This window comes from Gemmatimonadaceae bacterium (assembly GCA_020851035.1).
Classification (GTDB): Bacteria; Gemmatimonadota; Gemmatimonadetes; order Gemmatimonadales; family Gemmatimonadaceae; genus JACMLX01.
Map to the genome: position 1 here is coordinate 1 of JADZDM010000001.1, position 21545 is coordinate 21545.

Consider the following 21545-nt stretch of genomic DNA (forward strand, 5'->3'; position numbering starts at 1 on the left):
GCAGTTGCGCGACTGTCAGCGCCGGGGTCAGGCTCGTTTCCGCTCAGGTCAACGAGCGGCTCCATTGAAGCTCAACTACCGCACCCTGAAGAACTACGTCGCGGCGTTGTTTCCGCTCAGGTCAACGAGCGGCTCCATTGAAGCGGGTCCGCGGCGCTCGCCGGACTGGGGGGCGTGTCGGTTTCCGCTCAGGTCAACGAGCGGCTCCATTGAAGCAACTCTTTGTGGATGTAGACCGGGTTCAGCTCGGCGGGTTTCCGCTCAGGTCAACGAGCGGCTCCATTGAAGCGGGACGTGGAACAGCAGGCGGGCCCGTGCGTCTGGGTGGTTTCCGCTCAGGTCAACGAGCGGCTCCATTGAAGCGAGCGTGCTCTCTCCCGTGCCTCGGGCGCGACGACGCTGTTTCCGCTCAGGTCAACGAGCGGCTCCATTGAAGCCGCACCGCCTTATTCGGGGTCGCCATCGTCCTCCTCGTTTCCGCTCAGGTCAACGAGCGGCTCCATTGAAGCAGCTCTTTGTGGACGTACAGCGGCGCGAGATCGCCCGGGTTTCCGCTCAGGTCAACGAGCGGCTCCATTGAAGCCGTCCTCCGACGCCCCGGCTACCACCGGGGCGTTCGGTTTCCGCTCAGGTCAACGAGCGGCTCCATTGAAGCCTGATAGAGCTGCGCCGCTTCCGGCGTCACCTCGCCCGTTTCCGCTCAGGTCAACGAGCGGCTCCATTGAAGCAACACCGCGATCGTGCGCCGGTAGCGCTTCACGATGTTTCCGCTCAGGTCAACGAGCGGCTCCATTGAAGCTAGTAGATCTTGAACGACGTCTCGTACGCGTCGCGGTCGTTTCCGCTCAGGTCAACGAGCGGCTCCATTGAAGCCAGCGCTCGCGCCCCGCCACCGACGGATCGATGTTGTGTTTCCGCTCAGGTCAACGAGCGGCTCCATTGAAGCACCCAGTTGTCCCACACCAGACGCGCCGGCACGTAGAAGGTTTCCGCTCAGGTCAACGAGCGGCTCCATTGAAGCATCATGACGACGCGGAGACCCCACGTCGCGAAGTTGGCGTTTCCGCTCAGGTCAACGAGCGGCTCCATTGAAGCGCCACCCGCATGCTGGAGGCCGGGGCAGCCGTGCAGAGTTTCCGCTCAGGTCAACGAGCGGCTCCATTGAAGCCCATGACGGCGCAGGAAGCGGACTACTGGCACAACTGTTTCCGCTCAGGTCAACGAGCGGCTCCATTGAAGCTGCTGCGGCGTCATCAGCATCCCTCCGCCTCGACCGTGTTTCCGCTCAGGTCAACGAGCGGCTCCATTGAAGCTGCCATGGGTCAGGCTCGGTGTGAGGGAGTGCGCCAGGGTTTCCGCTCAGGTCAACGAGCGGCTCCATTGAAGCCACGTCGCCGCGTTGGCGAGCGCGCCAGTCCACGCCACGTTTCCGCTCAGGTCAACGAGCGGCTCCATTGAAGCTCGAGCTCGGCCGACGTCGGGGCGTACCGGGAGTAGACGTTTCCGCTCAGGTCAACGAGCGGCTCCATTGAAGCACCTTCGGCGTGCGGCGCGACCTGCTGGTCTCGAAGGGTTTCCGCTCAGGTCAACGAGCGGCTCCATTGAAGCTGCTGGTCGGGCTGTCCGGACCGGGAGTGCCCGACCCGTTTCCGCTCAGGTCAACGAGCGGCTCCATTGAAGCGGCTGCGTGGTCTGGAAGCACACAACCACCGGCTCGTGTTTCCGCTCAGGTCAACGAGCGGCTCCATTGAAGCCTTTGCTGCGCTGCGCGCCGGCCAGCAGGAGCGGCGGTTTCCGCTCAGGTCAACGAGCGGCTCCATTGAAGCATCGTGTCGATGTCGATGCCGGTGCACACGAAGGGTTTCCGCTCAGGTCAACGAGCGGCTCCATTGAAGCGTGGACTTCTGTATTTCACTCACACACGGCGAACGTTGTTTCCGCTCAGGTCAACGAGCGGCTCCATTGAAGCGGCGACGCTGACGTACGATGCCGATCACCTACCTTTGTTTCCGCTCAGGTCAACGAGCGGCTCCATTGAAGCGCCGCCGCCATGTGGCGACCCCGACGCCGCAGCACGCGTTTCCGCTCAGGTCAACGAGCGGCTCCATTGAAGCTCAACATGGAGAAGTGCCAGCGGTGGAAGGTGCTGACGGTTTCCGCTCAGGTCAACGAGCGGCTCCATTGAAGCGGCGACATCACCTCGCCCACGAAGCAGGCCATCGGCCGCGGCCGGCGCTCGTCCTGTTGGTCGACAAGGTCAACGTCGGCCCCGCCGACGCGGTGATCGTGGTGCCGATCACGACGACCACCACGCGATCGCTCCCGACGCATGTGCTGGTGCCTGCAGGCGACGCCGGACTGGGCTTCGACAGCTTCATCAGGGGCGAAGACCTGCGTTCCATCTCCAATGATCGACTGGTGCGGCGAATTGGAGCCGTGGCCTGCCCGCAGATCGAGACTGTGCAGCGGTACGTCAGGGTGCTGCTGGGACTGCAGGCGGACTTGCCGTCAGTCCCGACCAGCACGACTTCAGGCCGGCCCGATCCGATCCGTGGCGTGAGCACGAATCACTCCGGCAGTATCCCGTCTGTGGAACAAGGCCTGCAGCGCCGTCACGCCGGTTCGAATTGCCCCAACCCCTGGCGGGCGCCGTACCCAACCGCGATCGGTCCCCGGACGGGCTCGGGAAACTCGAGGACGAATCCGTATCCAGCGCCGCCGCCGCGACTGCCGCCGCCGGACAGCCTGTTCATGCTGAAGTGACGCCAAGGGATCTCCTTGTCCGCCATCGTGTGCCCCAACGGCGAGATCAGCGGCTCCGGAAGGCCAAGGCGCGCCAGCTCGCGCTTGAGTTGATCGATCGGTCCGTCGACCAGGCGCCCGCCGCGCACCTTCGCGTGGCGCGTGAGCACGAACGGCGTTCTGGACTTCCAGCGTCGCGCTGGCGTCAGCGGGAACCTGGACTGCGACGCACGAGGGACACCGAGCGAAGCGGGATCACTCGTGGTCGTGCCACTTCCGGCAATGGCGGTCTCCAACGGGTAGTCGTCCACGCCCCAAAGCCGACGCAGTTCGGCGATCGCGCCAAGCGCGCCCGGACTGAAGCCGTCAGGCGCCCACAGGAGGATGTGATCGAGGTGCCCGTCCCTGTCGTCGTCCTGCGGAAGCACGTGGAGGTGCCCGTTCCCGCGCAGTGGAGTTCCATCGATCTCCTTCCCCGAGAAGATGGAATCGACCTGTCCAGTCAGCTTCTCCGACTTGCTCATGAGGGCGCATCGAACCACATCGCCGACATGCACTGCGCGTGTCAAGCGCGGGGTCACTGTGCCGCCGACAGCCAGGCGCACAATCGTGGTTCGCTCGCTCGGCGACACCGCGTCCCGAACCGATCGACGATTCGCCTCGACGCCCCGGATACGATACGTCACCCACCGTGAGTCCGGCGGCTCGAGCAGCCGGGACTTCTGAAGACTCGCGGTCGTGCGCATCAGTGCCGCGAGCAATGCGTCACCCTGCACTTCCCCTGCCGCCAGAAGACGAGCGGTCTCCTCTCCGGAGAAGCCCGCATCGATGGACGCGCTCGGCCCACCCGCAGGCACGTCGCCGAGCCACGCCTCCACCCAGCTTTCAGCGCGTCCCAGATAGGCCAAGCCACCGAGCCAGCGGGCGAGCGCCGTCGAGGCCTGCGCACCGAGGTGTGCGTTCGGCCAGACGGCATGCACGACTGCCGTGTCGTCGCACGCGCCACCGCCGACGGCGACGAACGCATCCAGCACGAGCGATGTATCGCCCGCAGCGAAAAGCGGCTGATAGCTTCGCGTATGTGCCGACGTCGACGCGGGGAGGTGGTAGTCCGGCGCCATGCTCAACGCCCCGACCGTCTCGGCGAGCAGGGCCCGATCCGGCGAACCGTCGACAGCATATGCCGCGGACACGACCGCACGAAGCAGACGCCACGGCGAGGGAGGCCACTCGGTGCCTCCCTCGTTGGGATGCTTGTCCCACGGCGTGGCGTGATAGCGACCGGCAAGGAAACGCATGGAGATCGTGAGAGGCATCAGTCCTTCTCCGCGCGGTCCGGTGATGACTTGCCCTTCGCTGCCTTCGCGGGCTTGGCCGCCTTGGCGCTTCCTCCGGCACTCCATTGCACGTCCGTCACGGCCGGCGTGGCAAACAACCCATCGGCCGTGCACTTCGCGATGCCGTCCCGGATCTCCTGTTCGAGCGCCGCGATCGTCGGCAGCTCGTAGCTCGTCGGGCGCGTCGCCCGGATGTCAGTGACCTCGAAATCGCATGCAGTCCGCAGGCGCAGACCGTCGTCGAGCAAGGTGCGGACCTTCCAGACGGCGAGTGCGGCGAGGAGCGCAGTGGCGGCCTCCGGCAACCGGTATGCCCGAAGCTGTCCGAGGTCGAGATTGAAGTACGCCGTCACGCGTTCGGCCGTGAACTCTTCCCGCGAGAACGGCACGTTACCGAAACCCGCGCCCGTGTCGCCACTTGGATTCACCCGGTCGTTCTTCACGCCGCCGGACGCGACCGGGCTGACGTTCCGTGCTTCGATGAACGACGAGAGGGCGCGCCGAAGCCGGAATCTGCCACCCGAAATGTCCTTCTTCGCCAGGAAGAGTCCGTGGATGAGACTGCTGGGGTCATACTTCATCACCACGTTCGCCAGCAGCCGCTCGTCGACCGCCGTCTCGTCCGCCACGCCAAGCGCCTCGATCAGGGCATTCCGGAAGGACTTGTCGTCGCCCTCCAGGATGTAGGGCGAGTTCAGGCGATGTGCCTCCACGAGCGACGATGTGATGGCAGCTCCTTCGCGGAGCACGCGCACGTACGGCAGCCCGGTGAAGAGTGCCCGCGGGGCGACGGAACCGGGCTCCAGCATGACCGTTTCGAGACGGTTCGCCATCGACTGTGGTGACTCGACCAGGAGCATCGTCGTGTCGTCGGCCAGGCGATAGGTCGCTGCCCCCAGCGCGGGGAAGCCGGTCGGCTGGAACCGGTTGCCCTGAACGGGTGCGAGATCAGCGGAGATCAGCAGTCGCGAGCTGGTCGGAAACGAGATCGTCATTGGTCGGGTTCTCTTGGGGAGTGTCTGAGGAGGGATGGCACACGGAGCGAAGCGCCAGCGCCCGCAGTGAACGCGAGAGCGGGAACAGCAGCGCGACGGCGAGTCGGCGCGCGCCGTCCGACTCGATGGAGACATGTGGAAAGCGCGGTCTGAAGTTGGCCGAGATCAGATACTGCCGGGCCGCCTGCAATGCACGGTCGCCGTCGCCGCTGGCCAGAAGTTCGAGCATCCTCGTGGGTAGGCGCCGCGTCTGTCCCGCATCCGACTCACCGGTCGCGACGAACAGCGCGGCGATGCATGTCGCGATGGGCACCGGCAGCACGACGTTCGGTTCCGGAATCCGAGGCGCGGGTTCGCTAGTGAGCAAGGCGGATTGGAATGCCCTTCCAAGCCAGCGTTCGCCACCCTTGAGCTGACCGTCGACGAAGGCGACGATCGTCGAAAGTCGAACGCTTGCCGAGGTCGTGGTGAAGGCGTAGAGCGGGGGATCCCGGTGCAGCCGGCGCTGCCCGACGCGCAACAGCCGATCGACGAAGCCAACGGCCGGCCCCATTTCGCTTTCGCGGACCAGGTCACGCCAGATGTACCGCGCGCCAGGGTCCACCGGATCGACCTCCGCTCGTGCGCGTCCGCTGGCGAGAGCGCGCGCGATCTCCCAGACCGGATCGTCACTCGCTGCGAGCGACGGCCAGCTTCCCTCCGGCGTGGGTGGGATCGGGAGGACATGCTCCAGCGCCTGCGCCCTGCGCGAACGGGCAACAGCTGCCGAGAGGTCGCCAAGCGCGAGCAGCAGATGCGCCTCGCCTCCACCAGCGCGACGGTCCAGAATGGCATCGGACAGCGTCCGGTACGCATGAACCACGCTCGCCGGACAACCCGGCTTCAGCGTCGCTGAGCGAACTCGTTCCAGCTGCGCATCGATTCCAGCAAGGGGGTCGGTTTCCGGGGTGTCTGCGACGCGATACTGGCCGGCCGGCGTCGCGAAGAAGGACAACCCGTTCCGTTGCGCGATCACGAAGCGCTGGAACGCGGCAATCCCGCGACTCACGCCCAGTCGCCGGATCGCACGACTGAACTCCTCGCCAGTGCGTGCGGGTCGTGTGCTCAGCCACGCGCGTCCCTCGCCGATGAGGAGCGCAATCTCGTTGCTTGTGGCAGGATGCTGCCAGAGCGGCATCCAGAGCTCGCCACGATCTTCCTCGGCGCTCGATGCGCTCCCGAATCCAGCCATCGTTCCCCGAACGTAGAACGGGAACGCCACATCCGATGCGCTCTCATGTGAGCGCGAAGCGCTCGCGGCGAACAACAAGGCGCCCTCGAGCGCCAGTACATAGTCCCACGGATTGACAATCGCCTCGCGGCTGAACCCGAACCCGGTGTTCACCCCGCCCGCGCGACCGGGGGCGAACTGTCCGATCGGATCCTGCGAGCCCACGGCCGAGCTCCCATACAGCGCGTGCGCAAGCTGGCTGCGTGACACCCGTGCTTCCTTCGGCGTGAGCAGCAGCGTGACGAGTCGCTGCATCTGGTTGTTGCTGAATTCGAGCCGGCCGTCATTGCCACCCGTCCCCAGCAGCGGCGGATACTTCGGCGTGTCCGCCGCGCCCAGCACGACGGCGGCGTCCAGCCAGCGGATGGCATCGTCGGCGAGTTCGGCCCGCAGGCGTGCGAGAAGCTCAGGCTTGTCGGCGAGACCGTGTGACGCGAGCACACGCCGACTGGTCGCGATGGCGGATCGGTAGCGTGTGAACCGAGGGTCGGAGGAATGCTCGATCGTGGCGATACCAGCCTGCTGGTCCTTCTCCCGGAAACCGCTGCCGCCATTCCATGGCGCCACGACGGGTGTCGGTGACCAGCGAGTCAGCAGGAAATCCGCGAGCTCCGCTTCGTCCGCCGCAGCGCAGATGGCGAACCCATCTGCAGTCCACCATCCCGTGACATCAGCGTCGAGCTGCTCGGCGACGATGCGCAACAACGCGATGGCCTTCAGGTACCCGGCGAGTGGCGTCGGGTGTACGCCGGTGAGAACGATCGTGGATGTCATGCCGTCGTGACTTCCGCGCTCGCTCGCCAGTCAGCGGCCCGGAGCAGCGTTTCGAGAAGGGCAAGTCGAAATGGGCCGTAGAGGTCGCGCAGCTCAGACGCTCGCGCGCTCCACCCGCGAGCGCCATTCGTTCCGCCGAGGCCGAACGGGCCGAGGTCCACCACCAGCGGCGCTGCAACGACACCTCCACCGAGATCGGTTGCGGGAAGCGCATCGTGGTCCCGGACGCCAAGAATCACGCGATCTCCGGATGGATGGACAGTTTCGCCAGGCCGCGCGCGCACGACCAGTCGTGCCTTGCCATGGTGAGCCGCGATCAGGTAGGGCACCAGAAACTCCTGAGGAAACTCGCGCATCGCCAGCAGTGCGCTGGCCACCTCGTGTCGGAAACTTGGTCGTGAGTAGCGGGTGTTCCGTGGAGACTTGGCAAGCAGGCGTGACGGGTCCGGAGTACCGCCGTGCAGGGCGGCCTGGAAAACAGGATGAGCCTTGCCCGCGTCGTGCCATCGCGCTGCCCGCAGGAGGGACGCGCGCTCCTCGGCGCCTATGGCTGGCGACCGATCTGCGATGGTGACGAGTTCGCGAAACACGGCATCCGTATGTTCGGCAATGGTCTCTTCGCGGGACAAGCGGGTGTGGGGGTCGTCTCGGTCTCCCTCGTTGGGTTGTCCGGCAGGGCCCGGCGGAAGTGGCGGTACCGCATCCGTGCTTCGGAGCGAGAATCCGATGTCCGCGGTGTAGCCCCCTGCTCCCGGGGAGACGAGCCAGGCGTGACCGGGAACGGCCTGCGTGACCCGTGTCCACTCGCTGACACGCGTATCCCAACGCCACGCAGATTCGCGGCGTGTCGCGAGGATCTTGAGGAACGCTCGCGCATCGCTGATCGACACGCGGCACTTCTCGTGGCGCTGCGGTTGCGCGGTCTTTGCGTCTGGCGCACCACGACGCTGGCCCGCCGCCTCGTGCCCGGCTGTCTCCTCCTCGCCAGGGGTATCTGCTTCATCACGGGCCGTGCGTACTGCCGAGGGCTCGGCGGTGCTCCAATCGCGCCAGGCGACGAAGACGTCGGTCTCCTCGTCATTGCGGATGAAGCGAGATACGTCGACATCCGCGCCAGAGAGGTCGGATGTGGTGTCGAACAGATCGATCAGGTCTCGTCGGCGGAGGACCGGCAACACCAGCTCGGTGTCAGCCTGCGGTACGATGGCGAGCTGGTTCGGCGCGGCGCCAGCGGCAGCTGCGAGATTCGTTCTCGCGATGTCGAGTTCAGATTCGGTGTACGGTACGGCACCGCTGCCGATCCGATCGATCCAAAGCACCTGACCGGATGAGAACTCGCCGTATCGATTGCATCGGCCGAAGCGTTGCACGAGCGACGGCCACGGCGCGAGGTCGGTGACGAGTGTTGCCGCGGAGATATCGACGCCCGCCTCGACGACCTGGGTCGCAACGAGGATTCCGTGCCATGCACGGGACAGGACCTGCGTTTCCACGCCAGCACGGTCGGCCGGTCTGAACCGTGAGTGGAGCAGTGCGGTCGTCGTCGTGCCGGCGAGCCGTCGGACCGCCAAGTACAGGTCTTGCGCGCGGCGCACGGTGTTCACGACGACGACGGTGCGCGAATCCGTCCGGTGGGCTGCGACCACGGCCGCGGCGACGGCGCGGAGGTCGTCTCCGTCCGGGATCGGCAGTGGGGATATCGACTTGGATGCGTCGAGCAGGTGCGTCAGTTCGGCGCGTTCCGACGGAGTCAGTCGGAACACGTCGAGTTCGTGCGGATGGTCGACCGTGGTGATCCGGCCTGGCTCGAACGTTGCGCTCATCCACAGCGATCGGCACGCACCCATCGTGCCGAGCGTGGTACGCAACCCGTCGAGTTGCGCGCTGGTCGTTGCGCCGACGCCCATCAGCTGCACTTCGTCGAACACCCATTGCGTGTCGTTGTTCAGAAGCCCGAACGCCATCGGCCAGCTGTAGCGCGTCTGATCGAATCCACGATTCAGCGCCCGGGAGAGCAGCATGTCCTGGGTGCCCACGAGGATGCACTCGGCGTCAGGGATCCCCAGCCACGCATCGTCGACGTCGCCTCCCATCACGACGTGCACGCTCGGCCGACGCACGAGGTCGAGCGCGGCGATCCACCGCTCGACGGCGAGTGCCGTCTGCGTGGTGAGCGTTCGCATCGGCAGGCAGATCGCGAGGCGTCGAGGCGTGGCAGTGCGGCTTTCCGCCGCGGCGCCGTAGCGCTTCCAGAGCCACGCCAGCACGACAGCGGCGGTCTTGCCGGCGCCGGTCGGCACTTCGACAGCGCCGGGAAGGGCAGCGGCTTCTGCGAGGCGCACCTGGTATCGATACGGCTCCATGCCTGTGGCACGCAAGAAGAACGCGTCGAAGCTCGTCGGAGAATTCATGGCGGAATATGCAGCGAGTGGAACCGAATGCTTGAAATGGGCACCTTGAAATGCGATGGGGGAAGTGCCGCGGCGTTGGCCTCCTCCTCTCGTATTGCGCATCGCTCCGTGGGTCGCGGAGACAGCAAAGAACCAGGTGGCCACGAACCATCTGTTCGGAAAGCACGAAGGGTGGGTGGCACGGGCATCCTGCGTTCGCGCACGAGAGCCGTCTCGTTCCCGGGGTAGGACCTAGCTCCCACGCAGCGCGATCGCGCTTTGGCAGGCTCTGCCGTGAGGCTCGGAGGCATCGGCGAGCTGTGCTGCAGGCGGACGACTGTTCGGCGTGACGAATCGGGCCTTGCCGCCTGAGCTGCCGCGTCGGCAATTCACGTGCTCCGCCGCCGCCGCGGCGGCTCGCCGCCCGCGACGAACATCCTCGGATCGTACAACCAACGCCGGACCTTGCTGGCGGTGACGTGTGCCACCCGTGCATGTGCGGGATTGATCAGCACGTTCGTCTCCTCCGGCACGATCGCCGACGGCACCTCGGCCAGCAGTGTGGCACTGCGCGCGGCCCACATCGTTCCCCAGTCGAGCGAGACGAGACCGGCGGGCTGTGCATCCCACCCCACCGCCTCGTCCACGCGGAACACCGCACGTGCGCGCCAGTCCGCCTCCGTGACCGTGATCGCCACCAGGTAGCGGTTCAATGGCATTCCGGCGCCATGGAGATGCACCACCGTTTCCAGGCAGGCCAGCGCACGCGACGTGGATGCGTACACCATCGCGGTCCCGCTCCGATTCCAGCGCCCGCCCGTGGCGCGCGCGCCGGCGCCGGTGAGATCGTCGGCGCCGTATCCCGGCGTGTCAGTCGCGATCCGCCAGAGTGTGCGCGTCAGCGGCGGCCGGCCAGGCCGGCGCGACGGGCCATGCGCCGCCGCGGCACCCTGCTCAGGCGTACGCACCGGACTGCATCTGCGTGAGCAGCTGATGCACCACCGCGCGCCCATCGGCCGTGTCCATGAGCGCCATCGGCGGCACGCCGCCCAGCGCCGGCGCGGGAGTGCGCAGCCAGTGCGACGTCCACCGGCCCGCATCGAAGCCCGCCGGATCGCCGGACTCCTGCACCATCCGCCCCGCCAGCGCCACCAGCGTCGCGACGCCGAGCAGCCGCTCGCTCTCGGCTTGTCCAAGGGCGCCGGCGGTACGCAGCTTCCGCTCGACGGTGGCGCGGGGCAGCCCCAACTGTCGCATCAACTCGTCGCGCGACAGGTCGAGCGCCTCCGCCAGCGCCGGCACGATCTGCGCCGGCAGGCCTTCGCGCACTACCGTCATGCGCACCATCGTGCCGCTGCCGGCGAGACTGGCGATCCAGCTCGAGTCCGCCGGTGTGGTGAAGTACGCGGGGTCGAGATACCGCATCGCGGCGCGGGGAACCACAGGGGTGATCTCCGCCGGGTTGCACCCCGGCTCGTCCGCTGCGGCACTGCGGCTGGACATGACTGTTCCTGTATCGAATGAGACCGTGAATGTACTCGAGTGAGACCGCACACGCAAATCCTCCCGGCGCGGTCGCCGTGTCGGGGGCGATGCGGCGAGGACCGGGGTGATCGTCGCCAAATTCGAATGGCCATGTTCGCCAGTGCGCCCCGGAACGGCTCGTGCAGCGGGACGTGGCGGCACCCGTGCGCCGGACCGGGGTTCATCTCCGGGCGCGCGAACGATCCATCCGACCAACGCGGTGGCACACCTTTCCCTGCCTGCCATGATGTCGCATTGCCGATCCCGACGGTCGTCGCGAGCCGCGCGCCCGAACGTGTTCCTGTTCCCGTTCGTTTTCCTGTTCCTGCTGCCCGTTGCCGCGGTACCGCTGCGCGCCCAGCAGCTCCCCGCCGGCTGGCGCGCCCTGCCGGTCCTCCCACCCGCGCCCGTCACGCGCGAGTTCGAGTCCGGCGCGCTCCCGCCCACCGAGTTCGTGCGCGTGCGCCAGTCGCCCGTCGCACCGCTCGCCGGGCTGCGCATCGACACGTGGCTGCGCGCCGCCGTCGCCACCGACGCGGCGCCGGACGGCGACTGGTCCGGCGACCTGCGGGTGATGCCGCCGGCCGGTGCACTCGTCACCGCCACACGCGAGTTCCGGCGCGTGTCCGGCGTGACCGGCGCCGTGCTCTATTCCGCCGTGGTGGTGAAGGGGGAACGCGCCCGCCTGCTGCGCACCGCGTTCAGTTCCTCGGCCGTCGTCACCGGTCCGGAGGGGCGCGCGGCGAAGGAGCTGATGCTGCAACTGGCGCGCGAGTCACCCGATGTGGTGCACGCACCGACGGCGGACTCGCCCGCGTCCGAACCCGCGTCCGATGCTGTGCGGACCGTGGGTGCGTCGCCACCGGTTGCCGCGCCGCCGGCCGCCACGCCCGTGCGCGCCGCCGCCGGCACCGGCGTGCGCGACGCCGACATCGAGGCGGTGTTCTATCACTGGGACCAGCGCTACGACGCATTCCAGGGACTGGTGATGGACGAGGCGGTGTACCTGCTGCTGAAGGACGGCACGGTGTTCAGCCGGCTGCCGGAATCACTCGAGACGTTCGACGTCATCGCCTCGCGAGCGGCCGCGCCGCGGCAATGGGGGCGGTGGCGACAGGAGCGTGGCGCCTATGAGTTCAGCTGGTTGATCGGCGGCACCGGCTGGCGACGGGAGCGCGGTAACGCGGTGCCACCGAGTGCGCCGGGCCGGAGCCTGTCAGGGCGGTTCCGGTCCGTGTCCACGTATCAACTCCCTGGCGGCAGCGTGGGGATGACGCTCTGGACGGACATGACCTTCACTGCCGACGGCCGGTTCACGGCCAACGACGAGCGACGGGGGACCTATCGCATCGACGGATACGCGATCGAACTGCGGCAGGCGGATGGACGCGTCGAGCGGCGGCCGTTCCTGGTGGATGGCGACGGGATCATCCTCGGCAGCGGACGGCTGTCCCGGGTGAAGCCGGGACCCTGACGGCCCAGGCCGGCGCCGTCGATCACCGTTGGGATGTCGCGGCGTCCGGTGCGACGGCGGGTGTTGGTGTGGGCCACGCGCCCATGGCGTGGGACCCGGTGGCAGCGTGGACGGTACGCGAATGCAGCGTACGATGCCGGACCTCGGCTATGATGCCCGCGGCACACCGCGAGTCCGCGCGTTCGCGCAGGCGCCCGGGGTGGCGCTGGAACCGTTGCACCGCTTTCCGGGTCTCGACTGAGCGATGACACCACCTCTCTCCGCCTCTGGCGTGCCTGCCGACTGCACGCGACGCCTGGATCACCCCGCCATGCGCGGTGCATTGCCCCCGGCCGCGTGGTCGTGCGCGCTGCCGAAACTGAGGCGAACGGCCGCGCTCATGTGGAGCGTCGGTCTGCTGTGTGCCGCGGTGCCGCTGCCGGCGCAGGTGCTACCCGCCGGGTGGCGAACGGCGCCGGGCACGGCGGCCGACGTGGAGCGCACCTACGAGGCCACTGGTCTGCCGCCCGGACAGTTTCTGCGCGTCGAACAGACGGTGCTGCGGCCACTGGCCGGGGCGACGATCGACGCGTGGCTTTCCGCGGCCATCGTGGACGATGCCGCGCCAGCCGGCGCCTGGTTCCCGCCGTCCCGCCCCGGCAACGTGGTGGAGTCGATGATGGCCACCATCACGCGGGAGTATCAGTCCCCGATGGGTGTGCGCGGCGGGCGCATCTACCTGGGCGTCGCGGGTGGCGAGTCACAGGCGCGGGTGGTGCGCCTCACGTTCAGCTCCGCGGCCGTGCTGCGCGCGTCGCAAGGCGCAGCCGCGAAGGAGCTCATGAGCACGTTGGCGCAGGCGTCGCTCGCGGGCCGGCGCGCATCGCGTGCGTCGTCGACTGACGGCGCCGGATCGCCCATCGCAGGCGAGGCACGGCGGGCCGTCGCGCCATCGCGCAACGGATTCCGCGCGGGTGGTGCGATCGTGCCCGGCCGATACGTCGGCGACATGGTCAACGACGAAGGGCGCGTGATCGTCCGCTACGACGTCACGCTCTTCGCCAACGGCGAGTACGCGGCGCCGTCCGGTGACAACCTGCTCGACTCCACCGGCACCTACCGGTACGTCGCCACCACGGGGCGGCTCGACATCGACGGGAAGCTCGTCAACAGCCGCTACGATCCCGACCAGGATTTCTGCCTGTACGGGCGTGATGCCGGCGGGGGCGCCGCCATCTACGTCGAGGACTACTACGGCATCGGCACCTTTCGCGCCCTGCTGCGTCGCGTCAGCGACCCCACCCGCGACATGCCATCGGTGGTGCAGGCCGCGCGCAAGGCGGCCGCCGCCGAGGCGGCGCGATACCGGTTCGTGACGGCACCCGGGGCGGGGCTGCAGCCGTCGCAGATCGAGGCCGTGTTCTACGAGTGGCGGCAGGAGCTCGAAATCGGAGGCCTGCAGTTCAAGGAGGCCCTCTACGTGCTCCTCACGGACGGAACGGTGCGGAGCGGCATGCCTGTGCCACCGCAGGATCTCGACGTGGCCGCCTCGCGTCGCGGCGAGCCCGGGGCGTGGGGCCGGTGGCGTCGCGCCGGCACGACCTACGAGTTCGCGTTCGGCGCTGACCGCGCGTTCGCGCGCAAGCAGGGCTACGTGGTGCACCCGGCGCGAGCGGGGCTCTCCCTGCAGGGCCGGTACGAGGGCAACTCGCACTATGAGATCCCCGGTGGGGCAGGCGCCTGGTCGAACTTCGGGGTGACGTTCAGCGCGGGGCAGCGCTTCGAGCGATTCCGCAGCGGTGGTGCGGGGATGAGCGGCGGCTACGGCGACACGCGGGTGACGACGGCGACGGTGTACGACGACGACGGTGCGGTTGGCGGTGTCGCTGGCGCCACTGTCGCCGGGGGCAGCGTGCGGCGCACACCGGACACGGGCGCTCGCCGCGGGACCTGGCGCACCGAGGGGTACGCGCTGATCCTGACGTACGACAACGGCACGGTCGAGCGGCTGCCGTTCGTGATCGAGGAGAAGGTGCCGGGGCGGGTCGAAGGGGTCTGGCTCAACGGCTCCCTGCTCTCGCCGCCGAAGAAGTAGGCCGGCCGGCACGTCCGGCGCGGTCGCCTGCGGTGGCATCGTATCTTTGGCCATGCGCATCGCCCACCTCGCCGACCTGCACCTGGGGTTCCGTCAGTACCAGCGCCTCAGCGCGGCCGGCAACAACCAGCGTGAAGCCGACGTGGCGTGGGTCACCCACGCCGCCATCGACGCGCTGATCGACGCGCAGCCGGACATCGTGCTCGTCGCCGGCGACGTGTTCCACCAGGTGCGGCCGTCGAACCCGATGATCCTGTTCGCGCTGCGCGAGTTCACCCGACTGCGTGCCGCGCTCCCCACCGTGCCGGTGGTGATGATCGCCGGCAACCACGACCTGCCGCGTGCGGCCGAGACGGGGTGCATCCTGGCACTCTTCCGGACGGTGGGCATCACGGTCGTGGAACATGCGCCGGAACGCCTCACCTTTCCGGATCTCGACCTCGCCATCCTCGCCGTCCCCGACCGGCTCGGCCAGCCGCTGCCCGCCCTCACCACCCTCGCCTCCGCCCGCCACAACGTCCTGCTGCTGCACGGCGAGGTGAAGGGCGTGCTCCCCGATCGCGCGGTGATGGTGGACCGGAGCCCCAGTGAGGTGACCGTGGAGGAGCTGCAGGCCGCGCCATGGGACTACGTGGCGCTGGGCCACTACCACGTGCACCGGCAGGTGGCCGAGCGGGCTTGGTACGCGGGGTCGCTGGACTACGTGAGCACGAATGCGTGGGGCGAGCTGGCCGAGCAGCGCCAGCACGGCGTGGATGGCAAGGGGTTCGTGCTGCACGACCTCGTCACCGGTGAGCACCGGTTCGTGCCCGTGCCGCCGCCCCGCCGCTTCCTGGATCTCGAGCCGGTGGATGCACGCCTGCTGGCACCGGCCGACGTGGATGCGGAGATCGCCGCGCGGATGACACGCATCCCCGGCGGCATGGACGACGCGGTGGTGCGACTGGTGGTCCGCGAGATTCCGCGGCACGTGGCGCGCGACCTGGACCACAAGGCCATTCGCGAGTACAAGCGGCGCGCGCTGCACTTCCAGCTCGACACGCGCAAGCCGGAGCTCGTGCGCACCCGCACCGGCTCAGGCGCCGGCGGCGCGCGGCCCTCGCTGCCGATGCTGTTGCGCGACAAGCTCACCTCGCGCGTGTTGTCGCACGACATCGATCGCGCGGCGTTCGTGGCGCTCGGGCTCGACTACCTGCAGCGCGTGAGCGAACCGGCTGCGCTCACGCCGGAGCCGGGGTCCGAGGCGGGCTTCATGCTGGTGGTGCCGGACGCGCCGGAGCCGGCATGAGGCTTCGCGCGCTGCGCCTGCAGAACTTCCGGCAGCACGCCGACACGCTGATCGAGTTCGAGAACGGGCTCACCGGCATCATCGGCCCCAATGGCGCCGGCAAGTCCACGATCCTCGAGGGGATCGCGTGGGCGCTGTACGGCAACCCGGTGGCGCGCGGCACGCGCGAGTCGATCCGCTTCCACGCCGCGCCGCCACGCGCCTCGGTGCGTGTGGAGCTGGACTTCGAGCTGGGCCCGCATCGCTACCGCGTGGTGCGCGGCCTGACCTCGGCGGAACTGTTCGTGGACGGCGGCACGGCGCCGGTGGCCAACAGCATCGGCGCCGTGAGCCAGCTCATCGAGCAGCGGCTCGGCATGACGAGCCGCGAGTTCTTCACCACCTACTTCACCGGCCAGAAGGACCTGGCGGCGATGGCGGCGATGGGGCCCGCCGACCGCGGGCGCTTCCTGTCCCGCGTGCTGGGCTATGACCGGCTGCAGAAGGCGCAGGAGCTGGCGCGCGAGACGCGCGGCCAGGTGATCGCCGCGCTGAAGGCGCTGGCGCAGTCGGCCGCCGATGCCGAGTTGCTGGCGGCCGAGGTGGAGGCCGCGCAGCTCACGGTGCGGATGACCGATGGCGCGCTGACGGCGGCCACCGCCGAACTGGCGCGCGCGGAGGCCGCACTGGCCGGCGCCGAGCCGCGCTGGCGGGAGTCGGAAGGTGCGCAGCTGCGTGACCTGGAGCTGCGCGAGGCCATCATCCGCGCCGCCGCCGCCGTCACCTCGGAGCAGCGGGAGCTGGAACGTGCAGCGGCCGCGGTGCGCGAGGCCGAGGGCGTGACTTCGGGGCTGGCGTCGGTGCTGGCGCAGCTCGCGCCGCTGGCGGCGCTGCGTGCGGAGTTGCAGCAGCTGGAGGACCGCTCGCGGGCGGCGGCGCGGCGCCAGGCGCTGGTGGAGGAGATCGCGCGGCTCTCGGCGAGCGTGGATGCGGCGTCGGCGCGGCTGTCGCAGCTCGCGCCGGCCCCCGCGCTGCGTGCGGAGGCGCTGGCTTCGCTCGTCACGGCGCGCGCCACGGCGACGGCGGCGATCGAGGCGGCCACCGCAAGGCGCACCGAGTGGGCGCGTGACCTGCAGGAAGCCGAGACGCGCCGGAACCAGAAGCGCGACGAGTACGCCGACATCCGGACGCAGCTGGACCGGCTGCGCGCCCTGGGCGTGGATGCCCCGTGCCCCACCTGCCTGCGCCCGCTCGGCGCCAGCCACGAGGCGCTGCTCGAGGAGCTCGGCGACAAGCTGGAACTCGTGCGCGGCGAGGGGTCGTACTTCAGCAAGCGGGTGGAGGAGCTGAAGCCCGAACCCGCCGACCTGGTGGCGCTGGATGCGGCGCGCACCGAGGCCGAGCAGGCCGTGCGCACGCTGGAGCGGCGCGAGGCGAAGATCGAGCAGGCGCTGAAGGAACAGGCGGAGAAGGAACGCGAGCTGGCGCAGCTCACGTCGGCTCGCGATGAACGGGCGCAGGCGGTGCAGGGGCTGGACGCGGCCTATGATGCGGCGCACCATGCGGCGGTGCGCGCCACGGTGGCGACGCTCGGTGCACTGGAAGTGGAGCATGCGGTCGCGAAGGGGATCGCCGACGACCTGCCGGCGCGTCGCGTGTCGCTGGAGACGGTGACCCGGTCGCTCGCGGCCGCGCAGGCGGCGGCCGCGGCGGCGCGCACGGCGCACGCCGCGCACGGCTTCAGCGACGCGGTGCATGCCGCGGCGCGGCTGGCGTGGGAGTCGGCGCAGGCGCAGCGCGAGAAGGCGGCGGTGCAGCGGCGCGGGTCCGAAAGTGACGCCACGAACGCGGCCGCGGCGCTGGCCCGGGCCGTGGCGGCCGCCGCGCAGGCGGCGCGGGTGCGTGAGCAGCAGCGCCAGCTGGAGGGGGAGCGGCGCGTGCATGACGAGCTCGACACCGCCTACGGTGAGCTGCGCACCGAGCTGAACGCCCGGCTGCGGCCGGAACTCGGGGAGATTGCCGGATCGTTCCTCACCGATCTCACGGACGACCGTTACAATGAGTTCGAGCTGGATGAGAACTATGAGGTGATCCTGATCGGCGGTGGCGTGCCGCGGCAGGTCATCTCGGGCGGCGAGGAGGATCTCGCCAACCTCGTGCTCCGCCTCGCGATCTCGCAGTTGATCGCCGAGCGCAGCGGGCAGCCGTTCTCGCTGCTGGTGCTGGACGAGGTGTTCGGGTCGCTGGACGACCAGCGCCGGCAGAACGTGGTGGAGCTGCTGCGACGGTTGCAGGATCGTTTCGAGCAGGTGATCGTGATCACGCACATCGACGGTGTGCGGGACGGGCTGGACCGCGTGCTCGAGGTCAGCGTGGACGAGGCGACCGGGCGGGCGGTGGTGGAGAGTCGGGATGGTGGCCGCCTGCCGGCCGAAACCCTGGCCGGGCTGGAGGCCTGACCGTGGCAAGTCTGCGTACGTGGCGATCCGAGCCGGTGATCACCGGGCCGGAACTGATCCAGCCGGGCGATGTCCCGGCGCTCAACACCGTCTTCAGCGATGCGTTCTCGGAGCGCTACCGCAAGGACGGCCTGGTGGGCGTGCGCGTGCCGTTCCTGAATCCCATCATCTGGCGCTATGCCATCGAGGGGGCGGGCGCCGGGGCGGTGCTGTGGCGCACCCACCGTGGCTCGATCGCGGCGTTCAACATCGCGCACCGGAGCGGCGTGGAGGGGTGGATGGGACCGCTCGCGGTCTCGCCGGAGCTGCAGTCCCGCGGCGTGGGCCGGACGGTGGTGGAGTTCGGGGTGGACCACCTGCGTACCCTCGGGTGTCGCGTGATCGGCCTCGAGACGATGCCGCGCACGATGGACAACATCGGCTTCTACTCGCAGCTCGGGTTCGTGCCCGGGCCGCTGACCATCACGGTGACGCTGGATGCCGCGGCCAGCGACGGCTCGTTGCTGCTGCTGGGTCGGGTGTCGGCGCTCGAGCGTGATGACCTGGTGCTCGAGTGTGCCGCGCTGACGGGTGCCATCCGTGAGGGCTACGACTTCACGCGCGAGATCCGCATCACCGATGCGCTGTCGATCGGCGAGACGGTGCTGCTGCGGCGCGCCGGTCGCGTGACGGCGTACGCGATCTGCCACTCGGCGCCGCTGGTGGAGGGGCGATCGCGCGACGAGGTGCGGGTGCTGAAGTTCGTGGCGCAGACCGCGGCCGACGCGATGCTGCTGTTGACGCACCTGACCGAGTACGCCCGCCGCTGCGGCACGCGGCGGGTGGCGATCCGCGTGCAGGGTGACGCCTCGCGCCTGTACGCGGCGCTGATCGCGCGCGGTGCCCGCGTGCGCTGGACGGACCTGCGGATGACGCTGGCGGACTACGCCGAGCCGTCACAGCCGGCTGATGGCGTGATGCTGTCGAACTGGGAGATCTGACGGTCGGCGGTGTGACCGGCGCACCTGTCCAGGCGTCCAGTTGACGAATGTCCGCACGCAGTCCTACCTTCTGCGCAGCGAAAGACCAGGAACGGGAAGGCATAATTTTTGAGCCGATAAGTCTGCCGGTGAAGTCCGATAAATCGTGCTGACGTCATGCCCCAGTGCGGGGAAGGCGGAAGGCTGCGGGTGAGGGCTGTAGCGTATCGACGGGCTTCAGAAACCCCTTCTCGTTCCACCCTGTGAACGTGGGCGTTTCCTCATGGAGGAAGCGCCCACGTTCGTTTCGCCGCCCCGGGCGGGAACCCCGGCCGGGGCCGGTGTCTTTGTCTCCCAGCGCGCGGCGGGCAGGACGGGCCGCGCACGGTTCCGCCCCCTCTCGACTTCACCCGCGCCGTCGGCGGGTGCCAGCGTGCCCAGATGCCGATCGTGACCGCCACGCGGCGGCTCCGCTTCAATGCGGCGCACCGCATCCACAATCCCGCGCTCTCCGATGCCGAGAACACCCGGCTGTTCGGCAAGTGCAACAACCCCAACTGGCACGGGCACAACTACACGCTCGACGTGTCTGTGGAAGGGGAGGTGGACGGCGTCACGGGGTATGTGATGGACCTTGGCCTGCTGCGTGCGGTGGTGGAGCGTGAGGTGATCGACCGGATGGACCACCGCAACCTGAACCTCGAAGTCGAGATCCTCCGCGGGATCAATCCCACGGCGGAAAACATCGTGGTGGCCTGCTGGCACGCGATCGCGCCGCACGTGGCGCCGGCGCGGCTGAGCCGGCTGCGACTCTGGGAGACGGAAAACAACTATGTCGAGTATTCAGGTCGTTAGGCCGCGCGACGCCGACGAGGCGTTCGAGGATGTCCGCCCCGCGCTCTCGGGCTCGGCGCTGGCCGAGTACGAGGCGCTGGTGCGCCGCCAGCTCGAGCTGCTCGGCGAGGACGCGGAGCGCGAGGGGCTGGTGAAGACGCCGCTGCGCGTCGCCAAGGCGATGGCGTGGCTCACCCGCGGCTACGAGATGAACGCCTCCGAGGTCATCGGCGACGCGATCTTCGAGGAGAACGCCGACGGCATGGTGATGGTCCGCGACATCGACCTGTACTCGATGTGCGAGCACCACATGCTGCCCTTCTTCGGCAAGGCGCACATCGCCTACATCCCCGACGGGCGCGTGGTGGGGCTGTCCAAGCTGGCGCGCGTGGTGGAGGTGTTCGCGCGGCGCCTGCAGGTGCAGGAGCGGATGACCGAGCAGATCGCCCAGGCGCTGGCGGAGGTGCTGCGGCCGAAGGGAGTGGGGGTGGTGATCGAGTGCGCGCACATGTGCATGGCGATGCGCGGCGTGGAGAAGCAGAACTCCAAGACCATCACCTCGGCGCTGATCGGCAACTTCCGCAGTGACGCCAAGACGCGCGAGGAGTTCCTGCGCCTGGCCCACGCGCCACGCTGACGACGGACGGCACCCCCCGGGAAGCCCGCCCGCCCGTGAACGCACCTCCCGCCGCCGGCCGATCCGATCGTGCCGGCGGCGGTACAGTTCCGGCATGACCTCCCGTCCACTCGCCGTCATCACCGGGGCCTCGCGCGGCATCGGTGCCGCCCTCGCCCGCCGCTGCATCGACGAAGGGATGCAGGTGGCCCTCATCGCGCGCACGGCGGTGCCGCTGCGCGAGTACGCGCGCAGCCTCGGTGCCGCGGCGCAGGCCTTCCCCTGCGACCTCACGGATGCCTCCGCCGTGCGCGCGGCGGCGGAGGCGATCACGACGTCGTTCGGTGTCGCCCCCGATGCCCTGGTGAACAACGCCGGCCTGTTCCAGATCGCGGCGGTGGACACCATGTCGCCGGCCGACTTCGCCGCCGTGGTGCAGGTGAACCTCGTCGCGCCGTTCCTGCTCACGCGGGCGCTGCTGCCCGCGATGCGTGCACGCGGCCGCGGCACGGTGGTGACGCTCGGCTCGATCGCGGACCGGACGGTGTTCGCCGGCAACGGCGCGTACGCGGCCAGCAAGTACGGCCTGCGGGCGCTGCACGAGGCGATGCGGCAGGAGCTGCGCGGCAGCGGCGTGCGGGCCACGCTCGTCTCACCCGGCCCGGTGGACACCTCCCTCTGGGACCCCATCGATCCCGACAACCAGGCCGGCTTCACGCCACGCGCGGCCATGCTGCCGGCGACGGCGGTGGCGGATGCGATCTGGTATGCACTCTCGCGGCCCGCGGACGTGAACATCGACGAGCTGCGGCTGTCGCGGAGCTGAGGGC

14 protein-coding genes and 1 CRISPR repeat array are annotated in these 21545 nt (G+C 69.0%); of the genes, 8 read left to right on the forward strand and 6 right to left on the reverse strand.

Going from position 1 to position 21545, the window contains the following annotated elements; genetic code table 11:
* Window positions 1-35: 35 nt before the first annotated feature.
* Window positions 36-2188: direct repeats of the CRISPR family, unit length 36 nt; unit sequence GTTTCCGCTCAGGTCAACGAGCGGCTCCATTGAAGC.
* Between the two features lie 424 nt (window positions 2189-2612).
* The 6 genes from cas5u6u to IT355_00030 form a co-directional block, all read right to left on the reverse strand.
* The gene (gene cas5u6u / locus IT355_00005; protein ID MCC7051612.1) at window positions 2613-4058 is read right to left on the reverse strand and encodes a type I-U CRISPR-associated protein Cas5/Cas6; all 1446 of its coding nucleotides are present in this window, start codon (window positions 4056-4058) and stop codon (window positions 2613-2615) included.
* Complete coding sequence (gene cas7u / locus IT355_00010) at window positions 4058-5074, reverse strand: type I-U CRISPR-associated protein Cas7 (protein MCC7051613.1); 1017 nt, start codon at window positions 5072-5074, stop codon at window positions 4058-4060. Before cas7u ends, cas5u6u begins: the two co-directional genes overlap by 1 nt.
* Window positions 5028-7118, reverse strand: a complete 2091-nt coding sequence (gene csx17 / locus IT355_00015) for a type I-U CRISPR-associated protein Csx17 (protein ID MCC7051614.1) — start codon at window positions 7116-7118, stop codon at window positions 5028-5030. The genes cas7u and csx17 overlap by 47 nt, the downstream gene beginning before the upstream one ends.
* Window positions 7115-9529, reverse strand: a complete 2415-nt coding sequence (gene cas3, locus IT355_00020) for a CRISPR-associated helicase Cas3' (GenBank protein ID MCC7051615.1) — start codon at window positions 9527-9529, stop codon at window positions 7115-7117. The genes csx17 and cas3 overlap by 4 nt, the downstream gene beginning before the upstream one ends.
* A gap of 368 nt (window positions 9530-9897) precedes the next feature.
* Entirely contained in the window at window positions 9898-10476 is a 579-nt protein-coding gene (locus IT355_00025) for an RES family NAD+ phosphorylase (GenBank protein ID MCC7051616.1), read from the reverse strand.
* Window positions 10463-11011, reverse strand: a complete 549-nt coding sequence (locus IT355_00030) for a DUF2384 domain-containing protein (protein MCC7051617.1) — start codon at window positions 11009-11011, stop codon at window positions 10463-10465. The genes IT355_00025 and IT355_00030 overlap by 14 nt, the downstream gene beginning before the upstream one ends.
* Window positions 11012-11327: 316 nt before the next feature.
* Between IT355_00030 and IT355_00035 the strand changes: the two genes are divergently transcribed.
* The 8 genes from IT355_00035 (at window position 11328) to IT355_00070 (ending at window position 21541) form a co-directional block, all read left to right on the forward strand.
* On the forward strand, window positions 11328-12506 hold the full coding sequence (locus IT355_00035) for a hypothetical protein (protein ID MCC7051618.1): 1179 nt from the start codon (window positions 11328-11330) through the stop codon (window positions 12504-12506).
* Window positions 12507-12885: 379 nt separating this feature from the next.
* On the forward strand, window positions 12886-14580 hold the full coding sequence (locus IT355_00040; protein MCC7051619.1) for a hypothetical protein: 1695 nt from the start codon (window positions 12886-12888) through the stop codon (window positions 14578-14580).
* A 52-nt stretch (window positions 14581-14632) separates the two neighbouring features.
* The gene (locus IT355_00045) at window positions 14633-15868 is read left to right on the forward strand and encodes a DNA repair exonuclease (GenBank protein MCC7051620.1); all 1236 of its coding nucleotides are present in this window, start codon (window positions 14633-14635) and stop codon (window positions 15866-15868) included.
* A complete protein-coding gene (locus tag IT355_00050) occupies window positions 15865-18306 on the forward strand; it encodes an SMC family ATPase (GenBank protein MCC7051621.1) in 2442 nt (813 codons plus the stop codon). The genes IT355_00045 and IT355_00050 overlap by 4 nt, the downstream gene beginning before the upstream one ends.
* A gap of 2 nt (window positions 18307-18308) precedes the next feature.
* The gene (locus IT355_00055) at window positions 18309-19286 is read left to right on the forward strand and encodes a GNAT family N-acetyltransferase (GenBank protein MCC7051622.1); all 978 of its coding nucleotides are present in this window, start codon (window positions 18309-18311) and stop codon (window positions 19284-19286) included.
* A 420-nt stretch (window positions 19287-19706) separates the two neighbouring features.
* The gene (locus IT355_00060) at window positions 19707-20120 is read left to right on the forward strand and encodes a 6-carboxytetrahydropterin synthase (GenBank protein ID MCC7051623.1); all 414 of its coding nucleotides are present in this window, start codon (window positions 19707-19709) and stop codon (window positions 20118-20120) included.
* Entirely contained in the window at window positions 20098-20736 is a 639-nt protein-coding gene (folE, locus tag IT355_00065; GenBank protein MCC7051624.1) for a GTP cyclohydrolase I FolE, read from the forward strand. The genes IT355_00060 and folE overlap by 23 nt, the downstream gene beginning before the upstream one ends.
* A 94-nt stretch (window positions 20737-20830) precedes the next feature.
* Entirely contained in the window at window positions 20831-21541 is a 711-nt protein-coding gene (locus tag IT355_00070; GenBank protein MCC7051625.1) for an SDR family NAD(P)-dependent oxidoreductase, read from the forward strand.
* Window positions 21542-21545 lie beyond the last annotated feature (4 nt).